This window comes from Tritonibacter scottomollicae (assembly GCF_032924845.1).
Taxonomy (GTDB): domain Bacteria; phylum Pseudomonadota; class Alphaproteobacteria; order Rhodobacterales; family Rhodobacteraceae; genus Epibacterium; species Epibacterium scottomollicae.
In genome coordinates, this window is the sequence record NZ_CP136704.1 from 1,372,519 (window position 1) to 1,390,212 (window position 17,694).

Here is a 17,694-nt window from a genome sequence, read left to right on the forward strand (position 1 = left end):
GTCTCACCGCGGCTGTTCGTTCTCCACCCCATCTGCTGCACTGACCTCGACCCGATTGCGGCCCGCCGCCTTGGCCCGCAGCAATGCGGCATCCGCGCGGGCACGCAGCGTCTCTGTGCTATCGCCTGCGTTTGCAATCGCAAGTCCAATGGAAACGGTGATCCCGTCAATATGCTGCCCCCGGAAGGAAAAGGAGGTGCTTGCCACGCTCTGGCGAACATCCTCTGCCAACTGATGCGAACGCTCTGCGTCGTAGCCCGGCAGAAGGACCACAAACTCTTCGCCCCCAAAGCGATAGCAGGTGCCATGCCCCTCTGTGATGCGGGCCAGGATGCCGGAAAAAGACTGCATCACCGCATCACCGGCATCATGACCGAACTCGTCATTGAAGCGTTTGAACCAGTCGATATCGAGCATCAAGCAGGCCAACGGCGCCATCAACCGCCCTGTCGCGTATCGAATGAGCGCTGCATCAAGGGAGCGCCGGTTGAGCAACCCGGTGAGCGGATCCCGCTCCACCAGCTGCGTCATCTGATCGCGCAGTTTCAAGTTCACCGCCGTCAGAGCGATATTCTCCGCGATCAGCTCCAGATACAGCTGATCGTCCCGGATCATCTTGGCGTCGCCCCCACGGGCGTCGAAGCTCAGCAATCCCACCGTATCACCCTGTGCGGAGAGCGGAATGCACAAGGCTGCGGCCTTGCCCGCGCCAAGGTGGGCGCAACGCATATCCTCGCCCTCGTCAAAGTTACTGCCATGGGTACGTCCCCGGCGCAGCCCCCAGCATGCCTCGGTTTCGAACTCCTGCGATGGCGACAGGTCGCTCTGCCAACGCGCGACACATTGCAATGCACCGGTCTCGTCATCTCGTAGAAAGATGCCGCCAGAGAGCTCCGGAAACATCTGCGGCGCATAACATGCAAGCACGCGCGCCATTTCCGACAGGGACTGGCAGGCCTGCAGCCGGTGCATCATCTGCAAGATCAAATCCTTGATCTTGATATCCCGACGCCGCTCCGCATCCAGACGCTCCCGCTCCAGCCCGTTCTCGCGGAAGATATGGATCGCCGAATTCAACTCGCCGATCTCGTCCCGACGTCCGTCCAAGGGAACCTCGACCGCGAAATCCTGACTGGCGAGACGTTTGACAATGCCGGTCATGCGCGACAGCGGCAGTGACACCCGACGCCGCAGAACAAAATAGAGCACAGCGAGAAACACCGCCGCGGTGAAGGACAGCATGATCCGAGCCGCAAGGCCGAACAAGTTGCTGCGCGCTTGCGCAGCGATCAGATCCTGATCGGTACGAGATCGCACCATACTGCGAAACTGTCGCACATCGTCGATCAGCTTGACGTGGTCGCGATAATGTTCAGCCCCGAATAGGATCTCTTGCGCGGTTGCAGCATCGCCCGCCCGATAGGCCTTGATCGCCTCCAGCTCCATGTCTTCCAGCGCATCCACATCGGTGTTGATCCGCTTTAGAAACGCCTGTTCCTCTTCCGTCGCCCCCAGCGATGCAGCCGCTCTTGCAGTCGCTTCAAGCTGGTGCTCTACCGTGTTCGCATCGTCAAAAGCCTGCAAATGGGCGAGATCACCGCGCATGACATAAAGACGTGCCTCATCGGTGCGCAGCTCGGCGCCGATTGCCAGCTCCTCACCCAGCTCATTCAGAGCAAGATGTACGCTAACCGCGCGGCGTTCCTCGCGCGCACTATCGGCGGCCGCGATAAATGCGATACCCGAAACCGCCGTGAGAACCACGGTTACACCATAGGCCCAGTTCGTTATCGTGCTGATCTTCATGCGGTTTTGTCCAGATTTGCCGCTACCACCTTGCAGAGCACATGCACTGGTACAATTGGAAATCGGCTATTTTCGAACAATTGGAATGTGTTGTGGTTTGAACGCCACCCCGCCACCACGTTTCACATCCGAACCAGGCACTCCAAGCAGTGAAATCTCCTGCCGGACCGGAAGAGCGACCCCTGATGCGTTTCGATTTATCGAAACCAGCGCGTTTTAGACGCTCGCGCAGAAGGGATCTGTTAGGATCTTTTTGTTACCCAGAGTCACACGCCAGTCCGTTTTCGGACGTAGACACTGACGAAGTGGTACATGTACATGTTTTTGCGAAAGTCCCGAGAAACCGCCCAATCCAGTCAGAATGATGACCGTAAGTTGCGCGAGATGATTGAACGGACACAAGCCGTTATCGAGTTTGAGACCGACGGTACCATCATTCGAGCGAATGATAACTTTCTCGAAGCAATGGGATATTCACTGGACGAGGTTCAGGGCAAGCATCACAGCATGTTTGTCTACCCTAGTTTCGTCAAATCCGACCGATACCGCCAAATGTGGCAAGATCTGGCGGACGGGATTCCGCAAACGGATCAGTTTCCACGACTTGGCAAGGGGGGAAAGGTTGTCTGGATCATGGCAACATATGCCCCTATCATCGCCGAAGATGGCAAGGTTGAGCGTATCATCAAGATTGCCAACGACATTACCAAGCGCCGCATGGAGATCCTCGGCATCGCATCCGCGCTCGAACAGCTGCGCGATGGCAACCTGACCCATCGCTGCGCTCCATCTGAATTGGAAGATATCGGCAGACTGTCGAGCGCCTATAACGAGGCCGTGGACGCCCTGCAAAATGCGATCAGGACCGTCGGCGATGTGGCACACGGCGTGGAACGCACTGCCGGGCAAATGAACGAGTCCTCCTCCGAGCTGTCGCAACGCACGGAAAACCAGGCTGCAACGCTGGAACAGACCGCCGCAGCCATCGAAGAGCTGACGGCGACCGTGCGATCTGCCGCAGATGGCGCCAAGGAGGTCGAGGGCAACGTTCAAAACGCGCGCAACACTGCCGAAAAGAGCGGCCAAGTTGTGCGCGACGCCGTCGAAGCCATGTCGAAGATCGAAACCTCGTCGCAGAGCATTTCCAAGATCATCTCCGTCATCGATGACATCGCATTTCAGACCAACCTCCTGGCGCTCAACGCGGGCGTCGAGGCCGCTCGCGCAGGAGAGGCCGGTCGTGGGTTTGCCGTCGTGGCCTCCGAAGTGCGCGGTCTTGCGCTGCGCTCGGCTGACGCGGCTGGAGAAATCAAAGGGCTGATCGATCAAAGTGCGCAACATGTGTCCGAGGGCGTAACCCTCGTTGGTCGCACCGGAACCGAACTCGAAGAAATCGTAACCAGCGTCAATTCGATCTCTGAAAATGTAAGTGACATCGCGCGCGGAACCGAAGAGCAGTCCATCACTTTGGCCGAAATCAACACCGGCATCGGTCACCTTGACGAAGTCACACAACACAATGCGGCCATGGTGGAACAGACCACTGCCGCTAGCCAGACACTGGCCAGCGATGCCAAGGAAATGTCACGGCAGATGGCAAAGTTTGTGACGGAAGAAGGCGTTGTAGTTGCCGAAGCCCCATCTACGGGAGAGAGCCAAACAGCGCCGGCACCTGAGCTGCGCACAGGGACCTGATCGCAACGACGTCGTCTCGGCGTCGTTTCCCCCTCGTCCCGCCTGCCCCGCCGGTTATTGGTCGGGCGGGACAGTATGCTGCCGGGTTTCATCTGCCTGCGCCACCACCAACAGCCGCGTAGCATGCGCGTATCCTATCACGGCAGTACTCTTGGCCCCCCATTGGGCGCTAGATCGGGCACTCAGGCAGAATCCCAAACCCTGTGTGCGAACGAGCTTCAGGTTTACGGATCAGAGGAAGTTCGCCAGCTAACCATTTATTTTAAATTAATTCTCCATGGCATCACCGCTATCGACACGACCATTTTTCCAAAGCATGGCTTCACCCAAGCGGGTAATCCGGACACCTACGAGCGTTTCGTTCCTGCCTCGCCATAGAGGGCGCTCACACTGCGCGGCCATGCGGCTATCTGAGTGCGATGACGAAATCCACCACAGCCGATGAATGTGAAAAGTCCCGAGATACCGGCCATCGCGCCCATACGGCATAGACGAAGCCCGGCACATCACACCTCGAAACACCGATGCGCGCTGCAAACTACGGCGCAGTTTTCATGCGTTACAGGGTATGAAATTGACAGTAAAAGCGCGTCTTCTCATGTAAAAATCGTCAAATTCGTGCTTTGATTTACAACTCAGCCCCTGCCATCGGAAATTGATTTACAAGCAAGCCCTTATTTTCGCGATGTTTATTCACATCTTTTCAACTTTGCTTATTATCACGCCCGAGGTTGGAGATCGTTTGACTCTTTGCGCGCTTCCATGTGGAGATCACGCGCAAGAGAATATTGGAGGGAGGACATTCCATGACCACGCCCGAGAGCGCTGTGTACCCGCCGTCTGAGGACATCGTGAAGAACGCCCATGTGGATGCGGCCAAGTATGACGCGCGGTATGCGCAATCGCTGGAAGATCCGGATAAGTTCTGGGCCGAACAGGCCGAACGGATCACCTGGATCAAACCGTTCAGCAAGGTCAAGAATGTCTCCTACGACTTTGGCAACGTTGACATCAAATGGTTCGAAGATGGCACGCTGAACGTTGCTGCCAACTGCATTGATCGCCATCTGGACACGCGCGCTGAGCAGACCGCAATCATCTGGGAGCCAGATGACCCGAACGAAGCGGCCAAGCATATCTCCTACAAAGAGCTGCACCTGAAGACCTGCCGGATGGCCAACATCCTGGAGAGTATGGGCGTACGCAAAGGTGACCGCGTGGTGATCTACCTGCCGATGATCCCGGAGGCCGCTTATGCCATGCTGGCCTGCGCCCGCATTGGTGCGATCCACTCCATCGTGTTTGCCGGCTTCTCTCCGGATGCGCTGTCAGCGCGGGTGAACGGATGTGACGCCAAGGTGCTCATCACCGCCGATGAGGCGCCGCGCGGTGGTCGCAAGACACCGCTGAAATCCAACGCCGATGCGGCGCTGCTGCATTGCAAGGAAAGCGTGAAATGCCTCGTTGTGAAGCGCACCGGCGGTCAGACCACTTGGGTCGACGGGCGCGATTACGACTACAACGAGATGGCGCTGGAGGCGAACGACTACAACAAGCCCGCCGAAATGAATGCCGAGGATCCGCTGTTCATTCTCTACACCTCCGGCTCCACGGGGCAGCCCAAGGGCGTGGTGCATACCACCGGCGGCTATCTGACTTATGCGGCGCTGACCCATGAGGTGACCTTCGACTATCACGACGGCGACATCTACTGGTGTACTGCGGATGTGGGCTGGGTCACCGGCCATAGCTACATCGTCTACGGCCCGCTGGCCAATGGCGCCACGACGCTGATGTTCGAGGGCGTCCCCACCTACCCCGATGCGGGCCGGTTCTGGGCTGTCTGCGAGAAACACAAGGTCAACCAGTTCTATACCGCCCCCACCGCGATCCGCGCGTTAATGGGTCAGGGTCCTGAATTCGTGGAGAAATACGACCTCTCCGACCTCAAGGTTCTGGGCACGGTGGGCGAGCCGATCAACCCGGAGGCCTGGAACTGGTACAATGACGTGGTCGGCAAGGGTAAATGCCCCATCGTCGACACCTGGTGGCAGACCGAAACCGGCGGCCACCTGATGACGCCGCTGCCGGGCGCCCATGCGACCAAGCCGGGGTCTGCGATGAAGCCGTTCTTCGGCATCGAGCCAGTGGTGCTTGACCCGCAATCGGGCGCGGAGATCGAAGGCAATGATGTCGAGGGCGTGCTCTGCATCAAATCCAGCTGGCCCGGTCAGATGCGCACGGTCTGGGGCGATCACGAGCGCTTTGAGAAGACTTATTTCTCCGACTACAAGGGCTATTACTTCACCGGCGACGGCTGCCGCCGCGACGCGGATGGCGATTACTGGATCACCGGTCGCGTCGATGATGTGATCAACGTCTCCGGTCACCGCATGGGCACCGCCGAGGTCGAAAGCGCGCTGGTGGCGCATGCCGCCGTGGCTGAGGCCGCCGTGGTGGGCTACCCGCATGAGATCAAGGGCCAGGGCATCTACTGCTATGTGACGCTGATGAATGACCGCGAGCCCTCGGACGAGCTGGTCAAGGAGCTGCGTCAGTGGGTGCGCACTGAAATCGGTCCGATCGCCTCGCCCGATGTGATCCAATGGGCGCCGGGCCTGCCCAAGACCCGCTCCGGCAAGATCATGCGCCGGATTCTGCGCAAGATCGCCGAGAATGATTTCGGCAGCCTCGGCGATACCTCGACACTGGCCGATCCTTCGGTGGTCGATGATCTGATTGCAAACCGCACGGCGAAGGGATGACCAACATGAGTGTAGACGTGATGACCCGCCCCGCGGTCTTGATCCTGCTCGGCCCGCCCGGCGCAGGCAAGGGCACCCAGGCGCGGATGCTGCAGGACCGGTTCGGTCTTGTGCAGCTCTCCACCGGCGACCTGCTGCGCGCCGCGGTGGCCGCCGGCACCCCCGCCGGCAAGCAGGCCAAGGCGGTGATGGACGCGGGCGATCTGGTCTCGGACGAGATCGTGATCGCGATCCTGAACGACCGCATGGCGGAGGAGGACTGCCGCAACGGCGTCATCCTCGACGGTTTCCCGCGCACCACGGTGCAGGCCAAGGCGCTGGACGATCTGCTGGCCTCCACTGGCCAGCGCATCAACGCCGCGATCAGCCTGAAGGTCGATGACAGCGCCATGGTCGACCGAATTTCGGGGCGCTCCACCTGTTCTGGCTGCGGCGAAGGCTATCACGACACCTTCAAGCCACCGCTGGCGGATGGCAGCTGCGCCAAATGTGGCTGCACCGAGCTGACCCGCCGCGCCGACGACCGGGCCGAGACGGTGGCCAGTCGACTGGAAGCGTATCACGCGCAAACCGCGCCGCTGATCAGCTACTACGACGAGGCTGGCGTTCTGACATCGATCAACGCCATGGCCGATATCGACAAGGTTGCCAGCGAGATGTCCTCGGTCGTTCAGTCTGTCATCGACTGACCCGATCAAACGAGACAGACTGCTCTGATTGAAAGATCCCGGTTCTGGACCGGGGTCTTTTCTTTTGCATCTTGTGCCGGTCATTGAAATAAGAGCGCAACGCGCGCAGGCGCCCGACTTGGCACAGAGCACGATAGACGGATTTCACGACACATGACCCAAACCAGCTTCACGCCCGGCCCTGATACGCTCACTGAGATGCGTGCCGCACTCGGCTGTTTTGCCACTGGCGTCGTCGTCGTTACCACCGAGACCAAACGTGGTCCTTTGGCCATCACCGCCAACAGCTTCACCTCCGTCTCGCTGACGCCGCCCCTGGTTCTGTGGTGCCCAGCCCTGCAGTCTAAACGCCACGATCCATTTGTCGACGCAACGCATTTCTCGATCCATGTCATGGCAGAGCGCGATATAGACACGGCGCTGCATTTTGCCCGCAATGGCGAAGTGTTCGACACCCATGACTGGGTCCAAAGCCCCGAAGGCGTGCCAGCGCTGGCGCAGGCTCTGGTGCGCCTTGATTGCAGTCACCATGCGGCCCACCCCGGAGGCGATCATACGATCCTGGTCGGGGAGGTCCTGCGGGTCAGCCAGCGCGGCGATCTTGGCGCTGGATTGGTTTTTCACCAAGGCAAATACGGCCGTTTTACCGACTAGGCAAAGACCGTCAGGCCCGCCGCCTTACCGGCGCAAGCGGCTGAATGGCCAACACGCGCTCCGGGCAGGCTGAGGCGCACAGACCGCAGCCCGTGCATTGGTTGTCCCGGATTTCGAGTGTCTGACCCTCCTCACCAAGGTGAATCGCTCCGGTCGGACAGGCCCACTCACATTGGCCGCACAGGGTACACCCTTGGGTTATACTGACACATCCCTGTGCCTCCGGCGCAGCGGCAGGCGCCAGCCCCGGATTGCTTGGCCCGATGTGACCGACAATGGCATCCACGTCGTCAAGCAAGCTCCCCAGTGCGGAGTCCGAGTGAAACAGCGCAACCGCACCCTTCAGGCCAGGACAGACCGCCAGATCTTCGACGAGTTTCAACTGATGATGTATCAATCTGATATCCGGAGACAGTTCCAGGAACACCTTCTGGAACCCATGTGCAAGCGCGTCCAAGACATCTTCTGATGACAGACATGCGCGTGTGCAGACAGAGACATTCGTGACCGCGTAGGCCCCGCGCCGAAGGTTCGGCGGATGCCGGGGCATGGGGACATTGAAGTAAAGCACCAGCGCCTGAGCCCCGCCCCCCAACTGACTGCTGAGCCGCGCCTCAAGACAGGCGCGCTCCAATGATGCGGAGCGGCGATCACCCGCAGACGTCGCCGCGCCGCAGAAACACAAACTACTTGTTAAATGGGACATTCTATCCCCCCAGAACGCGGGGCGGCAGATGCCCCGCACACATCAATTGAAGCGCCTAGACCCTTAACAGAAAGTTACTTTTTCTTAGAATTGACGGCGCCCACCCGCAAATGCTGATGGGCGCGCTCGCCCCCTCACTCGGGAGCCCTCGTCTCAACGAAAGTTCAGACCTTAATTGAGTGCTGCATCAGAGATTGCATGGGTCCATGCCCCTTCAGGCGTCTTGGTGATCACCGGATCGGAGCCGCCGGTCAGCAGGGTCTCCACCGTGCGTTCATAATCCGCCGCATCAAGCGCACCATTGCTGCCGGAGGTCAGCTTGGCCACTTCGCGCATCATGCGCTTCTGGTGGACTTCCGTCTGCGCGCCGGACGCATCGTTGTCGAGCACAATGTCGGCCGCCTCATCAGGATTCTCTTCCGCGTATTTCCAGCCCTTCATCGAAGCCCGCACAAACCGCTCCATCTTCCCGACGAACTCCGGATCCTCGAGGTTCTCCTCAAGTACATAAAGCCCGTCTTCCAGCGTCGCGACGCCCTGATCCTCATATTTGAAGGTGACCAGCTCATCCTCGGCCACACCGGCGTCGATCACCTGCCAGTATTCATTATAGGTCATGGTGGAAATGCAATCGGCCTGACGCTGCAGCAGCGGGTCAACGTTGAAGCCCTGTTTCAGCACCTCGACGCCCTCGGGCCCCTTGCCCTCTGTCGAGATCCCCAGCTTGCCCATCCAGCTCATGAACGGAAATTCATTGCCGAAGAACCAGACACCAAGGGTGCGGTCGGCAAGGTCGGCGGGTTCCGAAATGCCCGTGTCTTTCCAGCAGGTCAGCATCATGCCGGAGGATTTGAACGGCTGGGCGATATTGACCAGCGGCAGACCCTTTTCGCGCGCCGCCAGCGCGGCTGGCATCCATTCCACGGTGACATCGGCACCACCGCCTGCGATCACCTGTGTTGGTGCAATGTCAGGTCCACCCGGCAGGATGGTCACGTCGAGGTCTTCCTCGCCGTAGAACCCTTTGTCGAGGGCCACGTAATAGCCAGCGAATTGGGCCTGCGTGACCCATTTGAGTTGCAGTTTGACCTCATCCGCGGCTTGGGCGCCAGAGGCGGCCATCAGTGCCATGGCGGCGGCTGTGAGCACTTGTTTCATATGTTGGAACTCCCTGTTGATTATAGTGAAAGCCTGCGCGAAACGGGTGCTTCGATCAAAGGTTTTTCGCGTCAAGACCGCAGGAAAACCTAAAAATGCGCAGGTATTGAGCACAGCCTGATCGGGGAATTTATCCCTCTTTTCCAGATGCTTGTGCGCAAATTTGAATGCGCCCCCGCAAAACGCGGAGGCGCAGAATTCACGCCCCGCGTTGCGACGGGTGCCAGAAGGTCAATGCCTTCTCCAGCGCCGCAATCAGGCCGTAGAACAGTGACCCGGCCAGGGCCGCCACCACGATCTCGGCCCAGACCATGTCCAGCGCCAGCTGACCGACCGAGGTGGAAATGCGAAAGCCCATACCGACAGTGGGCGAGCCGAAGAACTCTGCCACGATCGCGCCGACAAGCGCCAGTGTGGTGGAAATCTTCAACCCGTTGAACACGAACGGCAAAGCGGCAGGCAAGCGCAGTTTCAACAAGCTCTGCCAGTAGGAGGCCGCATAGGTGTGCATCAGGTCGCGCTGCATCTCGGAGGCTTCGCGCAGCCCCGCCACAGTGTTCACCAGCATTGGGAAGAACACCATGACCACAACCACGGCGGCCTTGGAGTGCCAGTCAAACCCGAACCACATCACCAGAATCGGCGCGGTGCCAACGATGGGCAGGGCCGCCACGAAATTGCCGACAGGCAACAGGCCGCGACGCAGGAAATCGCTGCGATCCACCAGAATGGCGGTCACAAAGGCCGCGCTACAGCCGATGACATAGCCGCCAAGCGCGCCTTTCAGGATCGTCTGGGCAAAGTCCTGCCACAGGATCGACAGGCTGTCCGCAAACCGCACCGCGATCAGCGTGGGTGCGGGCAGGATCACCAGCGGAACGTCCAATCCGCGCACCAGCAGCTCCCACACCAGCAGTATGGTGAGGCCAAAGATCACCGGCACCAAAAGGCCGACGGCCCGCGTATCAGCGCGCGGTCCATTGGCCAGACGTGCATTGATCCACCAGCCCGCACACCAGACGAGAAACGCAAGAAACACCAATTCCATCACTGCGCCCCTTTTTTCTGTCTAACACACAAAGGAGGCTGCACCTGCGCTGTGGGGGCCGCGCCCGTTTTTGCAACAGTCATCATGCCTTCACCCCCATGCGTCCAAGCAAGACACGCTCAATCAGCCCCAGCAGCGCAACCAGCAAGGCCGCCAGAATCGCGGCAGCAAACAGCGCCGACCAAATCTGTACGGTCTGCCCGTAGTAGCTACCCGCCAGCAAGCGCGCGCCAAGCCCCGCCACGGCACCGGTGGGCAATTCCCCCACGATCGCGCCGACCAGCGACGCCGCGATGCCGATTTTCAGCGAGGTAAAGAGATAGGGCATCGAGGACGGCAGCCGCAGTTTCCAGAACACTTGATTGCCGGAGGCGAAATAGGTCTTCATCAGGTCGAGCTGCATGTGATCAGGACTGCGCAGCCCCTTCACCATGCCCACCACCACCGGGAAAAAGCTCAGATAGGCGGCGATGATCGCCTTGGGCAACAGCCCCTGGACGCCGATGGAATAGAGCACCACGATGATCATCGGCGCCAGCGCGATGATCGGGATGGTCTGACTGACGATGGCCCAGGGCATCACCGACATGTCCATCACCCTTGAGTGCACGATGCCCACGGCCAAGAGAATGCCCAGCCCTGTGCCGATGGCAAACCCCAAGAGGGTCGCCGACAGCGTCACCTGCGCGTGGTAGATCAGGCTGCGTTTGGAGGTGATCTTCTTCATCACGGTGGTCTGCCACAGCTCCACCACCACCTGATGTGGAGCGGGCAAGCGCGGTCGATCCACCGACCAGACGCGATCAATGGCAAAGCTGTTCTGCGCCACCAGACCAAGGGCGGAAGCCTCCCGGCGCTCTCTGGCGGTGGCCGGTTCGACCTGCTCCCCGGCGCGCTCGGCGGCGTCCAGCACACCTTTGATGTTCATCGGAACGCAGGCGAGATACCACAGGCCGACAATGGCGGCGACAACGGTGAGGACGGCTACAACGGTCTTCATGCGCGCACCTCCCGGATGTTTCGGTCAGTCATGGCCATGCCCCGCGCGCAGACCTTCACGAACACGATGGGCGATCTCGATGAACTCTGGCGTATCGCGGATATCCAGCGGACGTTCCCTGGGCAATGTGCTTTCGATCACCTCATGGATGCGGCCCGGACGCGGCGACATCACCACGATCTTGGTCGACAGATAGACCGCCTCGGGGATTGAGTGTGTGACAAAGCCGATGGTCTTGTTCGTCCGCGCCCAGAGCTTCAACAGCTGCTCGTTGAGGTGGTCGCGCACGATTTCATCAAGTGCCCCGAAGGGTTCGTCCATCAGCAACAGATCCGCATCGAACGCAAGTGCGCGGGCGATCGACGCCCGCTGTTGCATGCCCCCCGACAGCTGCCAGGGAAACTTGCCGCCGAAGCCCGCAAGCTCTACCAGCTCCAGCACCTCGGCCACACGCTGGTCTTGTTCGGCCCTGGAATATCCCATGATTTCAAGTGGTAGCTTGATGTTCTTAGCGATGGTCCGCCACGGATACAGCCCCGCCGCCTGGAACACATAGCCATAGGCGCGGCTCTGGCGGGCCTGCTCCGGTGTCATGCCGTTCACCGACAGGCTGCCCCCCGTCGGGGTTTCCAGCGCCGCCACGCATCGCAGGAATGTGGTCTTGCCACAGCCCGACGGGCCGATGAAGGAGACGAACTCCCCCTTGTTGATATTGAGATTGATGTCTTTCAACGCATGCACCGACGTCTCGCCGGATCCGAACACAAGGTTCAGATCACGGGCTTCGATCACGGGGCCGGCCTGGGCGGCGTCGGAGGCGCTGTCTACCTGGGAGGTCATTTGCATATTCATTTCATAGCCTTGGTCAGACAAACGGGGACCCGAGGCCCCCGCTATATTGCGCTTAGACGCCGGTGGCGGGAATGCCGCTGCGTTCGACGGGGCGCGGTGCGGTCAGGTCCTTCCAAGTGGACAGGGCGGTGTTGACCGTGGTGTTGGGCGCGCGTTCAACGAACTTGCCGTGACCTTCCTGGGTCTTGATCTCGCCATCCATCACCGCGACCTGGCCGCGTGTCAGCGTATAGCGTGGCAGGCCCTTGACCTCCTTGCCCTCGAAGACGTTGTAATCAATAGCAGATTGCTGCGACGCCGCCGAGATCGTTTTGGTCTTCTTCGGGTCCCAGACCACCAGATCCGCATCGGCGCCGACGAGCACCGCGCCCTTTTTCGGGTAGCAGTTCAAGATCTTGGCGATATTGGTCGAGGTCACCGCGACAAATTCATTTGGCGTCAGACGCCCGGTCTCAACCCCATGGGTCCAGAGCATCGGCATACGGTCCTCAAGCCCGCCGGTGCCATTGGGGATCTTGGTGAAATCCCCCACGCCATAGCGTTTCTGCTCGGTCGAGAATGCACAGTGATCCGTGGCCACCACCGACAAGGATCCGGACTGCAGACCAGCCCAGAGGCTGTCCTGATGCTGCTTGTTACGGAACGGCGGCGACATCACCCGGCGCGCGGCGTGATCCCAGTCGGCGTTGAAATACTCGCTCTCATCCAGCGTCAGATGCTGGATCAGCGGCTCGCCCCAGACCCGTTTGCCTTGCATGCGCGCACGGCGGATGGCCTCGTGGCTGTCCTCACAGGAGGTGTGCACCACATAGAGCGGCACGCCCGCCATATCGGCGATCATGATGGCACGGTTGGTGGCCTCGCCCTCCACCTGTGGCGGGCGGGAATAGGCGTGCGCCTCGGGGCCGGTGTTGCCCTGCGCCAAGAGTTTCGCGCTGAGTTCGGCGACCACATCGCCGTTTTCAGCATGCACCATGGCAATGCCGCCCAGTTCCGACAGGCGCTGGAAGGACGAATAGAGCTCATCGTCGTTCACCATCAAGGCGCCCTTGTAGGCCATAAAATGCTTGAATGTGTTGATGCCGCGCGTCTCGATCACGGTCTTCATCTCGTCAAAGACCTGCTCACCCCACCAGGTGACCGCCATATGGAAGGAATAGTCGCAGTTCGCTCGTGTGGATTTATTGTCCCAGCGTTTCAGCGCGTCCAGCAGGCTCTCGCCCGGCTGCGGCAGTGCGAAATCCACCACCATAGTGGTGCCGCCCGCCAGCCCTGCGCGGGTGCCGCTTTCGAAATCATCGGTGGAATAGGTGCCCATGAAGGGCATCTCCAGATGGGTATGCGGATCAATCCCGCCCGGCATCACGTAGCAACCGGTGGCGTCCAGCACCTCGTCGCCCTTCAGATCCGGGCCGATTTCGGTGATGGTTCCGCCCTCGACCAGCACATCCGCCTTATAGGTCAGATCCGCGGTCACGATGGTGCCGTTCTTGATGACTTTGGTCATTGTTATCTCCCTGTGGTCCAGCGCCTGTCGCGCTGTTGTCTGACATCCCCGGGCCGGCTTCTTGTGGCTCTGAATACCCCGGGGGAGGCGCGCCCGCAAAAGGCGCGGCGGGGGCAGCGCCCCCTTGTTCCTGTGCGGTCAGGCGACGATCTCTGCCGTCTCCAGCACCGCATGCAGCATCACATCGGTGCCCGCTGCCGCCCATTCCTGCGAGATATCCTCGGCCTCATTGTGGCTGAGCCCATCGACACAGGGGCACATGATCATCGCCGTCGGCGCCACATCGTTGATCCAGCAGGCATCATGGCCAGCGCCCGACACGATATCCATATGGCTGTAGCCCAGACGTTCGGCGGCATTGCGCACCGCAGAGACACAACCGGGATCAAAGGTGACAGGATCAAAATGCCCCACCGGCTCGATCTCCAGCCCGAGGCCCAGCTCTTCGGCGATCTCGGCAGCCTTGGCCTCGAATTGCGACCGCATGGAGGTCAGTTTTTCCAGGTCCGGGGTGCGGAAGTCGACGGTGAACACCACCTTGCCGGGGATCACGTTGCGAGAGTTCGGATAGACGTCGCAATGCCCGACCGCCCCCACCGCATGTGGTTGATGCGCCATGGCGATCTCATGCGCCGCCTCTGTCATCCGCGCCATGCCAAGGCCCGCGTTCACCCGCATATTCATCGGGGTCGAACCCGTGTGCGCGTCCTTGCCGGTCACCGTGCATTGCAACCACCAGAGCCCCTGCCCGTGGGTCACGACGCCAATGTCCTTCTTCTCAGCTTCGAGAATCGGCCCTTGCTCGATGTGCAGCTCGAACATCGCATGCATCTTGCGCGCGCCGACCGCCTCATCACCTACCCAACCGATGCGCTTCAGCTCCGCGCCAAAGCTTTTTCCCTCGGCATCTTCGCGCCCGTAGGCCCAGTCCTGGGTGTGCTTGCCAGCAAAGACCCCGGAGGCCAGCATGGCGGGGGCAAAGCGGGTGCCCTCCTCATTGGTCCAGTTGGTGACCACGATGGGGTGTTTGGTCTTCACACCAAGGTCGTTCATGGTGCGGATCACTTCCAGCCCGCCAAGCACGCCAAGCACACCATCGTATTTGCCGCCCGTCGGCTGGGTGTCGAGATGCGAGCCCATGTAGACCGGCAGCGCGTCAGGATCCTCGCCCGCCCGGGTGGCAAACATGTTGCCCATCGTGTCCAGCCCCATGGTCATGCCCGCGGCCTCGCACCAGGATTGGAACAGGGCGCGGCCCTCGGCGTCCTCGTCCGTCAGCGTCTGGCGATTGTTGCCGCCCGCGATGCCGGGGCCGATCTTGGCCATCTCCATCAGGCTGTCCCACAGCCGGTCGCCGTCGATTTTCAGATTCTGTCCAAGCGTCGTCATTTTACGCTTCCTTCCCTGTCGTCTGCCCCATTCTCATCTCGCGGAACGGGTTTATTGTGGCTGGTGCAGCCTGGGTCAGTGGCTTATGTCTCGTCCAGTGGAATTATCGGGCCTTTCGGTCTGACATTTGACCATCTGGTCAAACTCACGCTAACAGCAGATGACACTCAGTCAAGAATTAGCGCGCCTTTCGTGATGTTTTACATTCGCGCTGCTGGACAAATGCGTGAAAACCGGGCGAGTTTGCCGGTGATCATATGAAAAGAGAGACCCGGCCCGACATGCCCAGAGACCGCAGCCCCACCCGGATCCAGAAACGCAACCGCGCCACGATCATCGAAGCGGCGCTCGACGTGTTCTCCCAACATGGGTTTCGCGGCGCCACGGTCGACCAGATCGCCACTGCCGCCGGGCTGTCAAAGCCCAATCTGCTCTATTACTTCCCCTCGAAAGAAGCAATTTTCACCGAACTTTTGTCGGAGTTATTAGATACTTGGCTGGCACCCTTGAGGGAGATTGACCCGCAGGGGGAGCCGCTTGACGAAATTCTGGCTTACGTGACGCGCAAACTGCAGATGAGCCAGGACATGCCGCGCGAAAGCCGTCTCTTTGCCAACGAAATCGTGCAAGGTGCGCCGCGGATGATCGATGCGCTGTCGACGGATCTGCGCGCGCTGGTGGATGAAACAGAGACGATTTTTGCGGCCTGGATGGATGCGGGGCGGATCGCACGCGTGCATCCCCGTCACCTGCTGTTTTCCATCTGGTCCCTGACCCAGCACTATGCGGATTTCGAGGTGCAGGTGCAGGCCTTGATGACGCCAGAAGATCCGTTTGCAGAGGCAGGCGCCTTCCTGGATACGCTCTATCGCCGTATGCTGACCCCGACGACCTCACCGGCGATTTTGGGTGACGCCTAGCCAGATTTTGCGGGCTTTGTCGGCCTGAAAATCGCCATTCTCTGATGCCATTTCACCGTGCGCTCTGCGCCTTTTGCCCAGTTTGACGTCTGGTCTGGCTGGCATCTGATCTGGGTGCTGGCGTATCGTCCTATTGTCAGACGTATACAACGCCAACACCCTCCGTAATTTCACGCGGCGCCCAAGGGCGCGACGCCCTTACTCCGCAGCAGTTGCCGCAGGGTTGTTCGGATGCGCCGTCCAGTTGCCATACTCGCCGGACACCACCTGCCCCGTGCGCTCATCCACCGCGCCGACTGCGATCTCTTCCATGGTGATGCAGTTCTCAACCGGGCAGACATTGACGCAGAGGTTACAGGCCACGCATTCATCGTCCTTCACGGTAAAGGTCCGGTCCTCAGACATGGCGATCGCCTGGTGCGAGGTATCCTCGCAGGCCGCAAAGCAGCGACCGCATTTGATGCAATCGTCCTGACTGATCCGGGCCTTGGTGACGTAGTTCAGGTCGAGATACTGCCAGTCGGTGACGTTCGGCACAGCCATGCCGCGGAAGTCCTCGATCGAGGTGTAGCCTTTCTCGTCCATCCAGTTGGACAGGCCGGAAATCATCTCTTCCACAACCTTGAAGCCATAGGTCATGGCAGCGGTGCAGACCTGCACGTTGCCGGCCCCCAGCGCGATGAACTCCGCCGCGTCGCGCCAGGTGGTCACGCCACCGATGGCAGAGATTGGCAGGCCAGCGGTCTGCGGATCACGCGCGATCTCGGCCACCATGTTCATGGCGATCGGCTTGACAGCCGGGCCGCAATAACCGCCATGGGTGCCCTTGCCACCAATCATCGGCTCTGGCGACATCGCATCCAGATTGACCGAAGTGATCGAGTTGATGGTGTTGATCAGCGACACAGCATCGGCATTGCCCGCATGTGCGGCGCGCGCCGGGTGGCGGATGTCGGCGATATTAGGCGTCAGCTTCACGATCACCGGCTTGCCGTAATATTTCTTGCACCATTCGGTGACCATCTGGATGTATTCCGGCACCTGCCCCACGGCGGACCCCATGCCGCGTTCAGCCATGCCATGCGGACAGCCGAAGTTCAGCTCGATCCCGTCGCAGCCGGTCTCTGCCACACGCGGCAGGATCGCCTTCCACGCGGCCTCCTCGCAGGGCACCATGATAGAGGCAATCAGCGCACGGTCCGGGTAGTCCTTCTTCACGCGGGTCATCTCATCGAGGTTCACCTGCAGCGGACGGTCGGTGATCAGCTCGATATTGTTGAGCCCCAAGAGCCGTCGGTCGGCGCCCCAGATCGCGCCGTAGCGCGGGCCGTTGACGTTGACCACCGGCGGGCCTTCGGCGCCGAGCGTTTTCCAGACCACACCACCCCAGCCGGCCTCAAAGGCGCGACGGACGTTGTATTCCTTGTCGGTGGGCGGCGCGGAGGCCAGCCAGAACGGGTTCGGCGATTTGATGCCGAGGAAATCTGTCGTAAGATCAGCCATTT

General features: G+C 60.3%; 14 protein-coding genes. 5 read left to right on the forward strand and 9 right to left on the reverse strand.

All coding sequences use genetic code 11. The annotated features are described in order from the left end of the window. Window positions 1-3 precede the first annotated feature (3 nt). Window positions 4-1,806, reverse strand: a complete 1,803-nt coding sequence (locus tag R1T40_RS07050) for a diguanylate cyclase (protein WP_317386388.1) — start codon at window positions 1,804-1,806, stop codon at window positions 4-6. Window positions 1,807-2,124: 318 nt separating this feature from the next. On the opposite strand from R1T40_RS07050, the gene R1T40_RS07055 reads away from it, so the two are divergent. From R1T40_RS07055 to R1T40_RS07070, 4 genes are all read left to right on the forward strand, one after another. Then, window positions 2,125-3,501, forward strand: coding sequence for a methyl-accepting chemotaxis protein (locus tag R1T40_RS07055; protein ID WP_394805036.1), 1,377 nt, complete (start codon window positions 2,125-2,127; stop codon window positions 3,499-3,501). An 806-nt stretch (window positions 3,502-4,307) separates the two neighbouring features. Next, window positions 4,308-6,266 (forward strand): acetate--CoA ligase, encoded by a 1,959-nt coding sequence (gene acs / locus R1T40_RS07060; protein ID WP_317386390.1) that lies wholly within the window; start codon window positions 4,308-4,310, stop codon window positions 6,264-6,266. Window positions 6,267-6,271: 5 nt separating this feature from the next. Further along, window positions 6,272-6,955, forward strand: a complete 684-nt coding sequence (locus tag R1T40_RS07065; RefSeq protein ID WP_106164859.1) for an adenylate kinase — start codon at window positions 6,272-6,274, stop codon at window positions 6,953-6,955. 153 nt (window positions 6,956-7,108) lie between these two features. Continuing rightward, entirely contained in the window at window positions 7,109-7,609 is a 501-nt protein-coding gene (locus R1T40_RS07070; protein ID WP_317386391.1) for a flavin reductase family protein, read from the forward strand. A 10-nt stretch (window positions 7,610-7,619) separates the two neighbouring features. Here the strand turns inward: R1T40_RS07070 and R1T40_RS07075 are convergent, their stop codons facing one another. The 7 genes from R1T40_RS07075 to R1T40_RS07105 form a co-directional block, all read right to left on the reverse strand. Further along, window positions 7,620-8,315: a 4Fe-4S dicluster domain-containing protein gene (locus R1T40_RS07075; RefSeq protein ID WP_317386392.1), complete on the reverse strand. Its 696-nt coding sequence runs from the start codon at window positions 8,313-8,315 to the stop codon at window positions 7,620-7,622. A 171-nt stretch (window positions 8,316-8,486) separates the two neighbouring features. Beyond that, the gene (locus tag R1T40_RS07080) at window positions 8,487-9,473 is read right to left on the reverse strand and encodes an ABC transporter substrate-binding protein (protein WP_317386393.1); all 987 of its coding nucleotides are present in this window, start codon (window positions 9,471-9,473) and stop codon (window positions 8,487-8,489) included. A gap of 199 nt (window positions 9,474-9,672) precedes the next feature. Beyond that, window positions 9,673-10,521, reverse strand: a complete 849-nt coding sequence (locus tag R1T40_RS07085) for an ABC transporter permease (protein WP_106164752.1) — start codon at window positions 10,519-10,521, stop codon at window positions 9,673-9,675. An 82-nt stretch (window positions 10,522-10,603) separates the two neighbouring features. Further along, window positions 10,604-11,521: an ABC transporter permease gene (locus tag R1T40_RS07090; RefSeq protein WP_317386394.1), complete on the reverse strand. Its 918-nt coding sequence runs from the start codon at window positions 11,519-11,521 to the stop codon at window positions 10,604-10,606. Between the two features lie 24 nt (window positions 11,522-11,545). Then, window positions 11,546-12,373: an ABC transporter ATP-binding protein gene (locus R1T40_RS07095; protein ID WP_317386395.1), complete on the reverse strand. Its 828-nt coding sequence runs from the start codon at window positions 12,371-12,373 to the stop codon at window positions 11,546-11,548. A gap of 52 nt (window positions 12,374-12,425) precedes the next feature. Further along, the gene (hydA, locus tag R1T40_RS07100; protein WP_317386396.1) at window positions 12,426-13,880 is read right to left on the reverse strand and encodes a dihydropyrimidinase; all 1,455 of its coding nucleotides are present in this window, start codon (window positions 13,878-13,880) and stop codon (window positions 12,426-12,428) included. 138 nt (window positions 13,881-14,018) lie between these two features. After that, entirely contained in the window at window positions 14,019-15,269 is a 1,251-nt protein-coding gene (locus R1T40_RS07105; protein WP_317386397.1) for a Zn-dependent hydrolase, read from the reverse strand. Window positions 15,270-15,550: 281 nt separating this feature from the next. On the opposite strand from R1T40_RS07105, the gene R1T40_RS07110 reads away from it, so the two are divergent. After that, window positions 15,551-16,189, forward strand: coding sequence for a TetR family transcriptional regulator C-terminal domain-containing protein (locus R1T40_RS07110; protein ID WP_317386398.1), 639 nt, complete (start codon window positions 15,551-15,553; stop codon window positions 16,187-16,189). 198 nt (window positions 16,190-16,387) lie between these two features. Here R1T40_RS07110 and preA read toward each other — a convergent pair whose 3' ends face one another. Then, window positions 16,388-17,692: an NAD-dependent dihydropyrimidine dehydrogenase subunit PreA gene (preA, locus tag R1T40_RS07115; RefSeq protein WP_317386399.1), complete on the reverse strand. Its 1,305-nt coding sequence runs from the start codon at window positions 17,690-17,692 to the stop codon at window positions 16,388-16,390. Window positions 17,693-17,694 lie beyond the last annotated feature (2 nt).